Origin of the sequence: Micromonospora sp. 15K316, from assembly GCF_004348525.1 — a bacterium.
Classification (GTDB): Bacteria; Actinomycetota; Actinomycetes; order Mycobacteriales; family Micromonosporaceae; genus Micromonospora.
This window is the reverse complement of sequence record NZ_SMKG01000152.1, coordinates 1-14,319: the sequence shown is the minus strand read 5'-3', so window position 1 is coordinate 14,319 and position 14,319 is coordinate 1. Positions and strand designations below refer to the sequence as shown.

At 73.3% G+C, this 14,319-nt stretch carries 15 protein-coding genes; 10 read left to right on the top strand and 5 right to left on the bottom strand.

What is annotated here, in order from left to right; translation table 11 throughout:
• Both E1211_RS23250 and rpmB read right to left on the bottom strand, forming a co-directional pair.
• Positions 1 to 993 (bottom strand): acetyl-CoA carboxylase biotin carboxylase subunit family protein (locus tag E1211_RS23250; protein ID WP_243709656.1); only part of this gene is annotated, 993 nt, incomplete at its 3' end.
• A gap of 184 nt (positions 994 to 1,177) precedes the next feature.
• A complete protein-coding gene (gene rpmB / locus E1211_RS23245) occupies positions 1,178 to 1,369 on the bottom strand; it encodes a 50S ribosomal protein L28 (protein ID WP_013284551.1) in 192 nt (63 codons plus the stop codon).
• A 224-nt stretch (positions 1,370 to 1,593) separates the two neighbouring features.
• Here rpmB and E1211_RS23240 point away from each other — a divergent pair, with 224 nt between their 5' ends.
• Together E1211_RS23240 and recG are read left to right on the top strand one after the other, a co-directional pair.
• Positions 1,594 to 3,195 (top strand): DAK2 domain-containing protein, encoded by a 1,602-nt coding sequence (locus E1211_RS23240; protein ID WP_132351132.1) that lies wholly within the window; start codon positions 1,594 to 1,596, stop codon positions 3,193 to 3,195.
• A gap of 36 nt (positions 3,196 to 3,231) precedes the next feature.
• Entirely contained in the window at positions 3,232 to 5,481 is a 2,250-nt protein-coding gene (recG, locus tag E1211_RS23235) for an ATP-dependent DNA helicase RecG (protein WP_132351131.1), read from the top strand.
• 127 nt (positions 5,482 to 5,608) lie between these two features.
• On the opposite strand, the gene E1211_RS23230 is transcribed toward recG, so the two are convergent.
• Positions 5,609 to 7,111 carry an LPXTG cell wall anchor domain-containing protein gene (locus E1211_RS23230; RefSeq protein WP_132351130.1) on the bottom strand — a complete coding sequence of 501 codons (1,503 nt, stop codon included), beginning with the start codon at positions 7,109 to 7,111 and terminating at the stop codon, positions 5,609 to 5,611.
• 315 nt (positions 7,112 to 7,426) lie between these two features.
• Between E1211_RS23230 and rsmD the strand changes: the two genes are divergently transcribed.
• The 8 genes from rsmD to mutM all read left to right on the top strand — a co-directional run bounded on the left by rsmD (position 7,427) and on the right by mutM (position 12,796).
• Positions 7,427 to 7,990, top strand: coding sequence for a 16S rRNA (guanine(966)-N(2))-methyltransferase RsmD (gene rsmD, locus E1211_RS23225; protein ID WP_132351129.1), 564 nt, complete (start codon positions 7,427 to 7,429; stop codon positions 7,988 to 7,990).
• Positions 7,987 to 8,475, top strand: coding sequence for a pantetheine-phosphate adenylyltransferase (gene coaD, locus E1211_RS23220; protein ID WP_132351128.1), 489 nt, complete (start codon positions 7,987 to 7,989; stop codon positions 8,473 to 8,475). The genes rsmD and coaD overlap by 4 nt, the downstream gene beginning before the upstream one ends.
• A 195-nt stretch (positions 8,476 to 8,670) precedes the next feature.
• Positions 8,671 to 9,168 (top strand): hypothetical protein, encoded by a 498-nt coding sequence (locus E1211_RS23215; protein ID WP_132351127.1) that lies wholly within the window; start codon positions 8,671 to 8,673, stop codon positions 9,166 to 9,168.
• 110 nt (positions 9,169 to 9,278) lie between these two features.
• The gene (locus E1211_RS23210; protein ID WP_132351126.1) at positions 9,279 to 9,842 is read left to right on the top strand and encodes a DUF177 domain-containing protein; all 564 of its coding nucleotides are present in this window, start codon (positions 9,279 to 9,281) and stop codon (positions 9,840 to 9,842) included.
• A 5-nt stretch (positions 9,843 to 9,847) separates the two neighbouring features.
• Complete coding sequence (gene rpmF, locus E1211_RS23205; RefSeq protein WP_076470490.1) at positions 9,848 to 10,021, top strand: 50S ribosomal protein L32; 174 nt, start codon at positions 9,848 to 9,850, stop codon at positions 10,019 to 10,021.
• A gap of 129 nt (positions 10,022 to 10,150) precedes the next feature.
• On the top strand, positions 10,151 to 11,119 hold the full coding sequence (locus E1211_RS23200) for a phosphate acyltransferase PlsX (protein ID WP_243709655.1): 969 nt from the start codon (positions 10,151 to 10,153) through the stop codon (positions 11,117 to 11,119).
• Positions 11,116 to 11,946, top strand: coding sequence for a ribonuclease III (gene rnc, locus E1211_RS23195; RefSeq protein ID WP_132351124.1), 831 nt, complete (start codon positions 11,116 to 11,118; stop codon positions 11,944 to 11,946). Before E1211_RS23200 ends, rnc begins: the two co-directional genes overlap by 4 nt.
• Positions 11,939 to 12,796, top strand: coding sequence for a bifunctional DNA-formamidopyrimidine glycosylase/DNA-(apurinic or apyrimidinic site) lyase (gene mutM, locus E1211_RS23190; RefSeq protein WP_132351123.1), 858 nt, complete (start codon positions 11,939 to 11,941; stop codon positions 12,794 to 12,796). The genes rnc and mutM overlap by 8 nt, the downstream gene beginning before the upstream one ends.
• A 14-nt stretch (positions 12,797 to 12,810) precedes the next feature.
• On the opposite strand, the gene E1211_RS23185 is transcribed toward mutM, so the two are convergent.
• Together E1211_RS23185 and E1211_RS23180 are read right to left on the bottom strand one after the other, a co-directional pair.
• A complete protein-coding gene (locus E1211_RS23185) occupies positions 12,811 to 13,662 on the bottom strand; it encodes an endo alpha-1,4 polygalactosaminidase (protein WP_132351122.1) in 852 nt (283 codons plus the stop codon).
• Between the two features lie 170 nt (positions 13,663 to 13,832).
• A partial coding sequence (locus tag E1211_RS23180) for a CAP domain-containing protein (RefSeq protein WP_132351121.1) occupies positions 13,833 to 14,319 on the bottom strand: 487 nt, incomplete at its 5' end.

The following is a 14,319-nucleotide window of genomic DNA, read 5'->3' as shown; positions in this document are numbered from 1 at the left end:
GGGGAGGGTGGGCCGCTCGCCGCGGAGCGTCCGCAGGTACGCCTCGATGAACCCGCACTCGTAGGCGATCGAGATCAGTGCGGTGATCATGTCGCCGGGGAGCCGCGCGGCGCACTCGACGAGGGTCGGTACCCCGTCGACCATGATCCACTCGCTGTGCAGCACACCGGTGCGGAAGCCGGCGGCCGTGGCCAGTCGGGTGGCCGCGTCGAGCAACGCCCGCCGGGCGTCGTCGGGCAGGAGGGTCGGGACGGTGTGCCCCGACTCCACCGGGCGCCGTCCGAGCAGCACCCGCTTGTCGGTCACGTTGCCGAAGAAGACCTCGCCGTCGGCGACCAGCAGCTCGACGCTGTGCTCCCGGCCGTCGAGCACCTGCTCGACGAGGACGGCGGTGGGCAGGCCGCGATCGACCACCTCCGGGGTGTCCGCCGGCTCGGCGGTCTCCGCCCAGGCGCCGGCCACGTCCTCCGGGTCGGTGAGGATCTGCACGCCGAGACTGCCCGAGCGGCGGGTCGGCTTGAGCACGCAGCGGCCGCCGTGGCGGCGGGCGAACGCGGTCGCCGCCGCCGGGTCGTCGACCAGCTCGAACGCCGGATTGGCGAGGCCGGCCTCGGCGGCCAGCAGCCGCATCCGGTGCTTGTCCGTGAAGATGTCGGCGGCGGTGGTCCCGGCTCCGGGAAGGCCGAGCGCGTCGGCCAGCTGGGCTGTGGCGCCCACCGCCCACTCCGTGCCGGCCATCACGAGCCGGGCGGCGGCGAGACCGGGCTCGCGCGCGATGAGCGCGGCGGTGTCCAGGCCCGTCTGATACTCGGCGGCGACGAGCCGGGAGATGAAGGGCAGCTGCGCGGCGAGGCGGTCGACGTCGCGGCGGACGATCACGTCGGGCTCCTCGATGAGCACGACGCTGCCGGCGGGTAGATCGTCGGCGAACCAGCGCAGCATGCCGTGCGAGGCCCCGACGATGATCATGTGCTCCCGGCCAAGGTCCTGCACGGCCCGCCCCTCCCCGTGGGCGCCGCGCCGGACGATCCGGCGCTCAGCGCAGGGAGACCTTAACCGGACACACGGCATCGGTCTATGCGTCGTCAGCTACCTGTCAAACCTCGCGCACACGACAAGGCCGGCGGACTTCCGTCCGCCGGCTGGTCGTGTTCAGGTGTGGTCGGCTACCGCCGGATCAGGCGCGGGTAACCTTGCCGGCCTTGATGCAGGAGGTGCAGACCTGCAGCTTCTTGGTGGTGCCGCCACCGGCCGGGGTACGCACCGACTGGATGTTCGGGTTCCAGCGGCGGTTGGTCCGCCGGTGCGAGTGGGACACGTTGTGGCCGAAGCCCGGCCCCTTGCCACAGACGTCGCACACGCTAGCCACGGGATACTCCTGAGATTGAAACGTTCATGAGGTCGCCGGCCGCAGGTGCTGCCCGGGCAACCTGGTCAGGTTACCCGATGACCGGCCGGCCTGCCCAACCGGGCCGTACGCCGGCGAGCGCCGGCCACCGGACCGGGCCGCAGCCGCGGACCAGGATAGCGGGCGGCCGGGAACACGCCGGACGAGCCCGGCGACTGTCCGACTCCGCCAGTAGGCTTCTCGCCGTGCTGGACACCCTCGACGCCGCCGCGGTCCGCCGCTGGTGCGCGGACGGGCTGGCCGCGCTCAAACGGCACCAGACCGAGATCGACCGCCTGAACGTCTACCCGGTGCCCGACGGCGACACCGGCACGAACATGGTGCTCACACTGACCTCGGCCCAGCAGGCGCTCGCCATGGACCTGGACACGCTCCCCGACCGCGAGGCCACGCCGCACGGGCACGCGCTGCGGCTGATGGCCCGGGGCGCCCTGCTCGGCGCCCGGGGCAACTCCGGGGTGATCCTCTCGCAGATCCTCCGCGGTCTGGCCGACGCGGCCGGTGCGGAGCCGGTGGTGCGGGGGCGCGTGCTGGCCTCCGCGCTGCGGGACGCGACCGCCGCCGCCTACCGGGCGGTGGCCCGGCCGGTGGAGGGGACGCTGCTCAGCGTGGTCGCCGCGGCGGCCACCGGGGCCGAGCGGGCGGACACCGACGACCTGCCCGCCGTTGCCGGTGCGGCGGCCGGGGAGGCCGCCGCGGCGCTGGCGCGCACCCCCGAGCAGCTGCCGGCGCTGGCCCGGGCCGGCGTGGTCGACGCGGGCGGGCGCGGCCTCTGCCTGCTGCTGGACGCTCTGGTCGAGGTGGTCACCGGCGAGCGTCCCGCCCGGTCGGCGCCCGGGCCACGGGCGGTCCCGCGGCCCGCCACCGCCGTCCGGGAGACCGGCTCCGACCAGTACGCCTACGAGGTGCAGTTCCTGCTCGACGCCGACCGGGAGTCCGTCGACCGGATGCGTGGCGCCCTCGACAGGCTGGGCGACTCCCTCGTGATCGTCGGTGACGGCGTCGCCGGCGTGGCCACCTGGAACGTGCACGTGCACGTCAACGACGTGGGCGCGGCCATCGAGGCGGGGGTGGTCGCCGGTCGGCCGCACCGGATCTCCGTGACCCGGTTCGCGGAGCAGACCGCGCCCCCGCCGGACGGCCGGGCGGCGGTGGTGGTGGCGCGCGGCGCCGGGATCGCCGAGCTGTTCCGCGGCGAGGGCGCCACAGTGGTTCCGGGCAACCCGTCCACCGGTGAGCTGTTGGACGCGATCCGCGCCAGCGGCGCCGCCCGGGTGGTGGTGCTGCCCAACGACCCGAACACCGAGGCGGTGGCGAGTGCCGCCGCGAAGGAGGCGCACCGGCTGGGGGTCAAGGTCAGTGTGGTGCCGACCCGGTCCCCGGTGCAGGCGCTGGCCGCCCTCGCGGTCCGCGACCCGGGGCGCCGCTTCGAGGACGACGTCATCGCCATGGCCGAGGCGGCCGGCGCCTGCCGCTACGCCGAGGTCTGCCACGCCAGCCGGGAGGCGCTCACGGTGGCCGGACGTTGCAAGCCCGGCGACGTCCTGGCCCTGGTCGAGGGGGAGGTGCACCTGATCGGCGTCGACCTGGTCGAGACGTCCGTCGCGATGGTCGACCGGATGCTCGGTGGGGGCGGCGAGCTGGTCACCCTGATCGCCGGGGCCGACGCCCCGGACGGGTTGGTCGACGCGGTGCGCGTACACGTCGGTCGTCGCTGGCCGTTCGTGGAGGTACAGGCGTACCCGGGCGGGCAACCGCACTATCCGCTCCTGGTGGGGGTCGAATGAGCGAGCGATTCGGCAGGTGCGACGCGGAGGTGCCGCATGAGTGAACCGGCCACGGTGGACACACCGCTGAAGAAGCTGGTCGGGGAGAAGACCGCCAAGGCCCTGGCGAGCCACCTCGGCCTGCACACCGCCGGCGACCTCGTCTACCACTTCCCGCGCCGCTACGACGAGCGCGGCGAGCACACCGACATCCGTTCGCTGGACGTCGGCGAGCAGGTGACGGTGCTGGCGCAGGTGCAGCGGACCGCGGTGCGGCCGATGCGTCAGCGCCGGGGCAACCTGCTCGAAGTGACGGTGGGCGACGGCTCCGGCGGGGTTCTCACCCTCACCTTCTTCGGCAACCAGGCCTGGCGCGAGCGGGAGCTGCGCCCGGGACGGTGGGGGCTCTTCGCCGGCAAGGTCACCGAGTTCCGGGGCAAACGGCAGCTCAACGGCCCGGAGTACGTCCTGCTCGGGGAGGGCGGCGAGGGTGAGGCGGCGGCCAACGAGGAGGTCGAGGAGTTCGCCGGCGCGCTGATCCCGGTCTACCCGGCCGCCGCGGCGGTGCCGACCTGGGTGATCGCCCGCTGCGTCCGGGTCGTCCTGGACACCTTCACCCCGCCGGAGGATCCGCTACCGGCCGCGGTGCGGGCCGCCCGCAACCTGGTGGGGATCGGGCCCGCGCTGCGGGAGATCCACCGGCCCTCCAGCAAGGAGGAGCTCTACCGCGCCCGGCGCCGGCTCAAGTGGGACGAGGCGTTCGCCGTGCAGCTGACGCTGGTGCAGCGCAAGCACCGCGCCGCCGACTGGCCGGCGAAGGCCCGGCGGCCGCGTGCCGGCGGTCTGCTGGACGCCTTCGACGCCCGCCTGCCGTACGAGCTGACCTCCGGGCAGCAGACCGTCGGCCGGGAGATCGCCGCCGACCTGGCCACCGCGCACCCGATGCACCGGCTGCTCCAGGGCGAGGTGGGCTCCGGCAAGACCGTTGTCGCGCTGCGCGCGATGCTGCAGGTGGTCGACGCCGGCGGGCAGGCCGCGCTGCTCGCGCCGACCGAGGTGCTCGCCGCCCAGCACTACCGGGGCATCCTCGAACTGCTCGGCCCGCTCGGCCGCGACGGCGAGCTGGACGCCGCACCCGACGCGACCCGGGTGGAGCTGGTCACCGGCTCGCTCGGCGCCGTGGCCCGGCGGCGGGCGCTCGCGGAGGTCGCGCAGGGGCGCGCCGGGATCGTCATCGGCACGCACGCCCTGCTCTACGAAGGGGTCGACTTCGCCGACCTCGGGCTGGTCGTGGTCGACGAGCAGCACCGCTTCGGTGTGGAGCAGCGCGACGCGCTGCGCGCCAAGGCCGACCAGCCACCGCACGTGCTGGTCATGACGGCCACCCCGATCCCGCGCACCGTGGCGATGACGGTCTACGGCGACCTGGAGATCTCCACCCTCTCCCAGCTGCCGCAGGGGCGTTCCCCGATCGCCTCGCACGTGGTGCCGGCCGCCGAGAAGCCCGCCTTCCTCGACCGGGCCTGGCGCAGGCTGCGCGAGGAGGTCGCCGCCGGGCACCAGGCGTACGTGGTCTGCCCGCGGATCGGGGATTCGAGGTCCGGGGCCGGAGCGGCCAGCGCGGAGGCGCCGGACTTCGCACCGGGGCCGCAGAGCGACGAGGAGGCGCCGCGGGAGGACGACTCCGGGCGGCGTCCGCCGCTGGCGGTGACCGAGGTCGCGCCGCTGCTGGCCGAGGGGCCGCTGCACGGTCTCCGGATCGGGGTGCTGCACGGCCGGCTGCCCGCCGACGAGAAGGACGCGGTGATGCGTGCCTTCGCCGCCGGGGAGGTCGACGTGCTGGTCGCCACCACGGTGGTCGAGGTCGGGGTCAACGTGCCGAACGCGACCGTCATGATCGTGCTGGACGCCGACCGGTTCGGCGTGTCCCAGCTGCACCAGCTGCGCGGCCGGGTCGGCCGGGGCGCGGCGGCCGGGCTGTGCCTGCTGGTGAGCGAGGCGTTGGAGGGCAGCCCGGCCCGGGAGCGGCTCGACGCGGTCGCGTCCACCACCGACGGCTTCAAGCTCGCCGAACTCGACCTGGAGCAGCGCCGCGAGGGTGACGTGCTCGGCGCGACCCAGTCCGGGCGTCGCTCGCACCTGCGTCTGCTCTCCCTGCTGCGCGACACGGACCTGATCCGGGACGCGCGGGCCGAGGCGATCGCCCTGGTCGAGGAGGACCCGGAGTTGGCCGCTCACCCGGCGCTGGCCGCCTCGGTGACCGCTCTGGTCGACGAGGAACGGGCGGAGTACCTGGAGAAGGGCTGATTCGCCCGCTCTCCGGCTCCGGCACCGGGTTGGGCGTCCGTGCCGGGGGTGGCGCCGGTACGCCGAGGGCGCGCCGACCGGATGGTCGACGCGCCCTCGGTTTCGGTTCAGATCAGTTCGGTGGTGCTCAGGCGGTGAAGCGCAGCTTGCGGCGACGCGCCACCAGGAACAGCACCACACCGGCGGCCAGCAGCACGGCCGCGCCGGCGATGATGGCGCTGGTCGCGGCACCCGTCACGGGCAGGCCGGGCTCCTCGCCGCCGCCACCACCGCCACCGCAGTCACCCTCGGGGGCGTAGACGGCCTCCAGCTGCAGGTCGAGTTCGGGGAGCGCGACAGTGGCCTTCTCGTCCTTGCCGGCCTTGAAGGTCACCGTCTCCGACTTGCCCGGCGCGACGGTACGGGTCTCGGTCTTGTCGCCGTAGGTGAACTCCACCTTGACCGGCAGGCCACCCTCGGGGTTGGTCGCGGTCAGCGCGAAGTTCTCGCAGTCCGCCTTGGTGGTGACGGCCGGCAGCGGGCAGTCCTCGGGGCGCTCCCACGAGTACGTGCCGTTCTCGATCACCTTGCCGTCGACCAGCACCTCGATCTTGCCGGCGTTCTCGGCGGGCACCACGGTGCCGTTGTCGGCCTTGCCCGGCTCGACGGTGACCTTCTTGGACCAGCCGTTCTCGCCCTTGACCTCGAACTCCACCGGGTACTTGCTGGTCTTGCCGTCGTTGGTCAGCGAGACCGTGACGGTGCCGTCGCAGTTGGACGCGAAGGTCGACGCCGGGGTGGTGCAGCTCTTGTCACCGCCGTTGTACCAGCCCTGCGGGCCCTTCGACCGGTTGCCCGGCGCGCCCGGGGAGCCGAGCTTGATGTTGCCGTACCGCTCGCCGTCCTCGACCAGCGGGTCGATGACCTTGTCCACGCCGCCCCAGAGCAGGTCGACCTGGGTGTGGCAGTTCGGGATCTCGACGTTCAGCTCGATCTCGGTCTGGGTGCCGCCGATCCAGTCGCTGTCCGGCGTCCCGTAGACGTACTGCGGGGTGGCGAACTGCGGCCGCGGCGCGAAGTACGAGACCAGCGTGAACCACTGCTTGCTGTCCTCGCAGAGCGGCAGGTCGCCGTCGAGCTTGACGGTCGCGGTGCCCTTCGGACCGTCGAAGGTGTGGCTGTAGCTCGCCTTGCCGGCGTCCACACACTTCGGAGCCGGGTTGCAGGGCTGGTCGACCGGCAGGTTGATGCTGCGGTCGTTGTCGGCCTCCTGGCCGTTCGCCTCCCAGAGGCCGTGCACGGCGAGCTTGGCGGTCTTGGTGTCGCTGGGCACCCGCTGCACGGCCTCGATGGTGCCGGCGTTGCCGATGACGGCGCCCTGGAGCGGCTTGGTCTCGTCCGTCTTCAGGTTGACCGGGGTGTTCGGCTCGGCGGTGACCCGCTGGAGCGTGACGGCCTTGTTGCGCTCGCTGTTCTCGACGCTCCAGGTGATCACTCGCTCGCCGGAGAGCTGGTCACAGTCGACGGTGGCCTTGATGGTCGTGTGGTGTGCGCTGGCCGGGGCGGCCACCGCGACGGTCCCGATGAGGCCGAGCAGGGCGGCTCCCAGGACAGCCAGCGGCCGCCGCAGCGACAGCTTGGGACGAATCACGCGTACTCCCGGGGTGAAAAAGAGTTCGGGGGTGTCGGCGCGGAGGGTGGTCGGACGGCCGCTGACGAGCGACACGCGTCCGGTTGACGGGCCTCCCCATTGCGCCGTGGCCGGTGTCGCATTACCGGCACCGCCGAGACCCTAGCGAGATCGCCGCGCCGGTTACAGCGCACAGCATCCGTTAAGAACGATGTTATCGATTCGAGATCGTTGATGAACGGTAGGTGATCTTGCCGTCGCTCTGGCGCGGTGGGCGGCCGGTCCCGTCGCTCCCCGGTCGTCGCGTAGCGTCGTGGGTATGGACAGGGGGAGACCGTGACCCGGATCGTGGCGGGGACCTTCGGCGGACGGCGGCTCGCCGCACCGGCCGGCTCCGGCACCCGGCCCACCTCCGACCGGGTGCGGGAGGCCCTGTTCAGCGCGGTGCAAACCGAGGTCGAGCTGGAAGGCGCCCGCGTCGCCGATCTCTACGCCGGTTCCGGCGCCGTCGGGCTGGAGGCGCTCTCCCGCGGCGCCGCGCACGTCCTGCTGGTGGAGGCCGACGCCCGGGCGGCCCGGGTGATCCGGGACAACATCGCGGCCCTCCGCGCCGGGCCCGCGGCCCGGCTGGTCACCGGCCGGGTGGCCACGGTGCTCGCCGGCGGGCCGGAGGGCGGGCCGTACGACGTCGTCTTCGCCGACCCCCCGTACGCCGTCACGGACGAGGAGATCACCGCGATGCTGACCGCGCTCGTGGAGCACGGCTGGCTGGCCCCCGACGCGCTCGTCGTGGTGGAGCGGTCCAGCCGGGGTGCCCCGCTGAGCTGGGTGCCGGGCGTCACCGGCGAGCGCAGCCGCCGTTACGGGGAGACCACACTTTGGTACGGTCGCCGATCATGAGACGTGCGGTGTGTCCCGGTTCCTTCGATCCGGTCACGAACGGACACCTCGACATCATCGGTCGGGCGAGCCGGCTCTTCGACGAGGTGATCGTCGGGGTGCTGATGAACCAGTCGAAGAGTGGCCTGTTCACCGTCGACGAGCGGATCGACATGCTCCGCGAGGTGACCGCCTCGTACGGCAACGTCCGGGTGGAGTCCTTCCGCGGGTTGCTCGTCGACTTCTGCCGGGCCCAGCAGGCGAGCGTGCTGGTCAAGGGCCTGCGGGCGGTCAGCGACTTCGACTACGAGTTGCAGATGGCGCAGATGAACATGGGGCTGGCCGGCGTCGAGACGCTCTTCATGCCCACCAACCCGCTCTACTCGTTCCTCTCCTCCAGCCTGGTGAAGGACGTGGCCAAGTGGGGCGGCGACGTCTCCCCCCACGTGCCGGACCGGGTCCGCGCCGAACTGCTGGCCCGGCTCTCCCCGCCCACGCGCTCCTGATCCGTTCGGCCGGGGGTGGTGCGGACGGTGATTCGTCCCCGTACGGGCGATCCGGTCGGGAGGTCGCCCACACGACGCGCCGGTACGCCGGGGCGAGCGGTCCGGCCGTGCCGCGCGGGATGATGGGTGGAGCGGGAAACTGGCCGTAGCCCGCATCATGTAGATCGGCCGACGAACGACAGGAGTGAGGTACCGGTGGACCCGCTCGATCGCATCGACGAACTGATCGCCATGGTGGAGGCGGCGCGGTCCGTCCCGATGTCGCGGAACAACTGCATGGTCGACCGCGGCGAGATGATCGTCGCCCTCGACGAGCTGCGCGCCGAACTCCCCGCCGACCTGCGTCGGGCCGCCGCGCTCCTGGACGAGCGCGACAAGATCATGGAGGCCGGCAAGCGCGAGGCCGACCGGATCATCAGCGAGGGTGAGGCGGAACACGCTCGTCTGGTCTCGGTGAACGAGATCACGGTCTCCGCCGAGCACGAGGGCGCACGGATCATCGCGGAGGCGCGGGCCGAGGCCCAGCGGCTGCGCGAGGAGGTCGACGACTACGTCGACACCGCCCTCGCCAACTTCGAGCAGTTCCTCACCCGGGCGCTCGCCTCCATCGAGCGCGGCCGGGACAAGATGCACGCGCTGCGTGAGATCGGCACCTTCGCGGGTGACGAGGCGGAGCGGCCGCTACCCTTCTGAGCGGCACCACAGCCAGCCGGTGGGTGAGGTGGGCGTCGCCCCCGGTTCGACGGTCCGGCGGTCGCCCAGGTAACCTCGTTTGTCGGCCCTCGTACGGCCGGAGTCTGACTATGCCTAAACACACGCCAAGCACACTCGACCCCAGGTCGCCGCTGGTCCTCGACACGAGGGACCTGCCGCGTCGGCCTGGCGCGTTGCGTACGGTCAAGCGGGTGGTGCCGGCACCGGAGGACCTCGGCGTGGAGCTGATCGGCGTGCCGGCGGGCGCGGACCTCGACCTCGACCTGAGGTTGGAGTCGGTGTCCGAGGGCGTGCTCGTCTCGGGGACCGTCAGCGGTCCCCTCCGGGGCGAGTGCAGCCGCTGCCTGCGCGAGATCAACGACTCGGTGGTCGTGCGGATCCAGGAGCTGTACGCGTACGAGAACAGCACCACGGACACCACGACCGACGAGGACGAGGTGGGCCGGATGCAGGGCGATCTGATCGACCTGGAACCGGCGTTGCGGGACGCGGTGGTGCTCACACTGCCGACCAACCCGCTCTGCCGGGAGGACTGCCCAGGCCTGTGCCCCGAGTGCGGGGTGCAGTGGGACGATCTGCCGGCCGACCACAGCCACCAGCAGATCGACCCGCGATGGGCGAGCCTGTCGCAACTGACCCGTAAAGAGGAGTAAGAACCGTGGCCGTCCCCAAGCGCAAGATGTCGCGCAGCAACACCCGGTCCCGCCGGGCGCAGTGGAAGACCGCGGCGGTCGCGACCGTGGCGTGCCCGCAGTGCAAGTCCCCGAAGCTGCCGCACGCCGCCTGCTCCGTCTGCGGCACGTACAACGGCCGTCAGGTCCTCGAGGTCTGACCTGGACGCCGAGTGACGCCCCCGACCCCTGGTCGGGCGGCGCGCGCACCCTGGCAAACGCCCGGTGCCCCGGCTCCCTCCGACGCCGGTCGGTCCGTTCCGGCCGACGTCCCGACGGAGCCGGGCACCGTGCGGATCGCCGTTGACCTCCTCGGCGGGGACGACGCTCCCGACGTCGTGGTTGACGGCGCTCTGCGGGCAGTACGCGCCGATCCGGACCTGCACCTGCTGCTCGTCGGTCCCTCCGAGGCCGCCGACGCGGTCCTCGCCGCCCTGGACCCGGTGAACCGGGCCCGGATCGCGGTGCGCCCGGTCCGGGCCGCGGTCCGTATGACCGACCATCCGAGCGCCGCCCGCGCGGCGAGCACCGTGCGCGACGCCGTCGCCGCGGTACGCGACGGGACCGCCGACGCCCTGGTCTCCGCCGGCTCGACCGGTGCCACCGTCACCGCCGCCGCGCTCGGTCTCGGCCGCTGGCCGGCGATCCGTCATCCGGCCCTCGTGGCGACCCTGCCGGCGGTCACCGGTCCCGTCGTGCTGCTCGACGTGGGCGGCTCCCTGGAACCCCGCGCGGGCGTCCTCGCCCGGCACGCCGTGCTCGGTGCCGCGTACGCCGCCGTGGCGCACGCGGTCGACGCGCCCCGGGTCGGACTCCTCTCCGTCGGCACCGAGGCGGGCAAGGGCGATCGCGTCCGGCGTGTCGCCGATCCCGTGCTCGCCGCCGAGCCGCTGCCCTGCGGCGCCCGCTACGTCGGCCTCGTCGAGGGGTACGACGTCTCGTCCGGCGCGCGCGCCGACGTCGTGGTCACCGACGGGTTCACCGGTAACGTGCTGCTCAAGGCGGTCGAGGGCGCGTATGCGATGGCCGGCGGTCCCCCGGCCGGCGGTGGCGCTCCCCGGGCCGCCGCCCTGCTCGGCGTCGCCGGCACGGTGGTGGTCTGCCATGGCGCCGCCACCGCCGAGGACGTCGCCTCCGGCATCGCGTTCGCCGCCCATCTGTGGCGCCGACGCGCCGCCGACCAGGTGGCCGCGTTGCTCGCCGGGCACGCCCTCACGGGCCACGATCACATCAACGACACCGAGGTAACCACACCATGAGCAACGACAAGCGGCGGCGGGCGCCCGTCGGTCACCTCGAGGCCGCGTTCGGCATCTCGTTGGACCCGGAGCTGCTGGAGCGCGCCCTGACCCACCGCTCGTACGCGTACGAGAACGGCGGCCTGCCCACGAACGAGCGGCTGGAGTTCCTCGGCGACTCGGTCCTCGGCGTGGTGATCACCACGGCGCTCTTCCACAACCACCCCGACCTGCCCGAGGGACAGCTGGCCAAGCTCCGGGCGAGCGTGGTCAACATGCGCGCCCTGGCCGACGTGGCCCGGGGCCTCGGTCCGGAGGGGCTGGGGGCCTACCTGCTGCTCGGCAAGGGCGAGGAGACCACCGGCGGCCGGGACAAGGCGAGCATCCTCGCCGACACGCTGGAGGCGTTGCTCGGCGCGATCTACCTCCAGTACGGCCTGGACACCGCCGCCACCGTCATCCACAAGCTCTTCGACCCGCTCATGGCCGAGTCGGCCGGACGCGGCGCCGCGCTCGACTGGAAGACCAGCCTGCAGGAGCTCACGGCGGCGCTCGGGCTGGGTGTGCCCGAGTACCGGATCGAGGGGACCGGGCCGGACCACCTGAAGACGTTCACCGCCTGGGTGGTGGTCGCGGCCAACCGGTACGGCGGCGCCGAGGGACGGAGCAAGAAGGAGGCCGAGCAGCGGGCCGCGGAGGCGGCCTGGCGGACCCTCACCGAGCAGGCGGAGCGGACCGGACAGAGCGACGGCGGCGGCGGCGACGGCGACGGCGACCGGGTCGCCCCGGAGAGCGTCGGGGCCGACCGGTCGGGTGGCGACGCCGGGGCGGACTCGCCCCGTGCCTGAGCTGCCCGAGGTCGAGACCATCCGGCAGGGGCTCGCCCAGTGGGTGACCGGGCGCCGGATCAGCTCCGTCGAGGTACGCCACCCGCGCGCGGTGCGCCGGCACGTCCCCGGCGGGGTGCACTTCGCCGACGTACTGGCGGGGCGGACGGTGCTGGACGTACGCCGCCGGGGCAAGTACCTCTGGCTGCCGCTGGACAGCGGCGACGCGGTGGTGGGGCACCTCGGCATGTCCGGTCAGCTGCTGATGCAGCCCGCCGAAGCGCCCGACGAGACGCATCTGCGGGTCCGGTTCCGGTTCGCCGACGGTGGCCCGGAGCTGCGCTTCGTGGACCAGCGCACGTTCGGCGGGCTCGCGGTGAGCGAGGGTGGGGCGGAACTGCCGTCCGAGATCGCGCACATCGCCCGCGACCCGATCGACCCGCTCTTCTCCGACGCGGCGTTCGTGGCCGCGTTGCGCCGGCGGCGTACCGAGGTCAAGCGCGCGCTGCTCGATCAGACGCTGATCTCCGGTGTCGGCAACATCTACGCCGACGAGGCGCTCTGGCGCGCCCGGCTGCACGGCGCGCGGCCCACCGAGACGCTGACCGGCCCGGCCGCCCAGCGGCTGCTCGGGCACGTCCGGGACGTGCTCGGCGAGGCGATCAAGTCCGGCGGCACCAGCTTCGACACCCTCTACGTCAACGTGAACGGCGAGAGCGGCTACTTCGAGCGGGCGCTCAACGCCTACGGGCGGGAGGGCGAGCCGTGCCCCCGCTGCGGGTCGCCCATCCGCCGTGAACCGTTCATGAACCGGTCGTCGTACAGCTGCCCGCGCTGCCAGCCGCGGCCTCGGGCGTCGCTGCGCGGCTGACGGGCGGGGCGGCGTCAGCCGTCGGGGTAGCCGCGGGTGACGCAGGGGTCGCGCCAGGCGTCGAGGGCGGGCTGCTTGCGTATCGAGGCGAAGCCGTAGCCGACCGTGGTGACGCAGAACTCCTCGGTCGAGCCGGTGTACTCGACGTGGAAGACCGGCTTGCCGGCGTCGACGAACGGGAGCAGCTTCTCGCACTGGCCCAGCCGTACGCACTCCTCGTTGACCGCGAAGTCGAAGTCCGGGGCGAGTGCGGCGAGCTGGGGCACGTCGTTCATCAGCCCGGGGGAGAGGTCCAGGTCGCGGGCGAGCCCCGCCAGCCGGCGGTTGAAGTGCAGCTGCTCGTCGAAGCCGAGGGGGAAACCCGAGCGGTGCAGGTAGGCGTCCGCGTCGGCCAGCGCCACCGCGCCGAAGCCTTTGCCACGGCAGAGCCGGAACCGGTCGGCCAGGGCCGGTTCGAGCAGCTCCCACTGCCGTACGTCCAGCCAGCGGCTCTGCGGCCGGTGGCCGGCCGCGCCCTGGACGTTCTCCGGGAAGCGGCCGGCGTCCGGGTCGTCGGACCGTACCGACCCGACGTGCACCTGGCAGACCAGGCGCCGGTCCCGCGCGCGCAGCTCGGCGGTCTCGGCGGAGGTGGTGCGTACCGCGTCGAGCAGGAAGACGTCGGCGTCCACCTCCGGGTCGAGCGGGCCGCTGAGCTGCCACTGCCACTGCCAGTGGCGCGCCGACGCGGCCGGCCACGGGGTCGGCGCCCCGGGCGGGGTCAGCTCGGCCCGGCAGGCGCAGACCGGGAGCAGCAGGATCAGCGTGGCACCGACGGACAGCGCTCGGCGCAGTCGGACGGCGCCTCGTCGCAGCCGGATCCGCATCGGCAGCTCCCGGGTCCCGGGCGACCCCCTCGCCGCCCGCACCGGTACGCCGCCTCACGCCGGCGTACCTCACCGGGTGCAACGAGCGCGGACCCGAGTACGACTCGCCGGTCCACGCGACGACGCCCCACCCGCGGGCGGGTGGGGCGTCGTGCCGACGAGCCGGACGGTCAGCGCGGCGCGGCGAAGACCTGCGTCCAGTACGGTCCGTTGCTGCTCGCGACCCCGACGCCGATCTCGGTGAACGCGCAGTTCAGGATGTTGGCTTTGTGCCCGGGGCTGTTCATCCAGGCGTCCATCACGGCGGCCGGGCTCTTCTGGTTCCAGGCCACGTTCTCGCCGTAGGTGCGCCACTGGTAGCCGACCCGGTCGATCCGGTCGCCGGGGTCGCTGCCGTCGCTGCCGGTGTGCGACATGTTCTGGTGGTCGGCCTGGTCCTGGCTGTGCCGCTGGGCCGCGGTCATCAACTTGTCGTCGATGCTCAGCGCCTTGCAGCCGGCCTTGGCGCGCTCGGCGTTGACCAGGTCGACCACCTCACGGGCCTGGGCGCTGACGCTGCCGCTCGGGGCGCTCGTGGTGCCGCCGCCGCTGCTCGGTGCGCTGCTGCGCTCGGCGTTGCGCCGCGAGGGGGCGGTGGTCCGGGTCGCCGCCGGGGTG

What these genes read in the sequence shown, in the direction of transcription:
- recG (WP_132351131.1), top strand. Translation starts at nt 3,232, where the DNA reads ATGAGTGAACCGGCCACGGTGGACACACCGCTGAAGAAGCTGGTCGGG.
- E1211_RS23210 (WP_132351126.1), top strand. Translation starts at nt 9,279, where the DNA reads ATGCCTAAACACACGCCAAGCACACTCGACCCCAGGTCGCCGCTGGTC.
- E1211_RS23185 (WP_132351122.1), bottom strand. Translation starts at nt 13,662, where the DNA reads ATGCGGATCCGGCTGCGACGAGGCGCCGTCCGACTGCGCCGAGCGCTG.
- rnc (WP_132351124.1), top strand. Translation starts at nt 11,116, where the DNA reads ATGAGCAACGACAAGCGGCGGCGGGCGCCCGTCGGTCACCTCGAGGCC.
- coaD (WP_132351128.1), top strand. Translation starts at nt 7,987, where the DNA reads ATGAGACGTGCGGTGTGTCCCGGTTCCTTCGATCCGGTCACGAACGGA.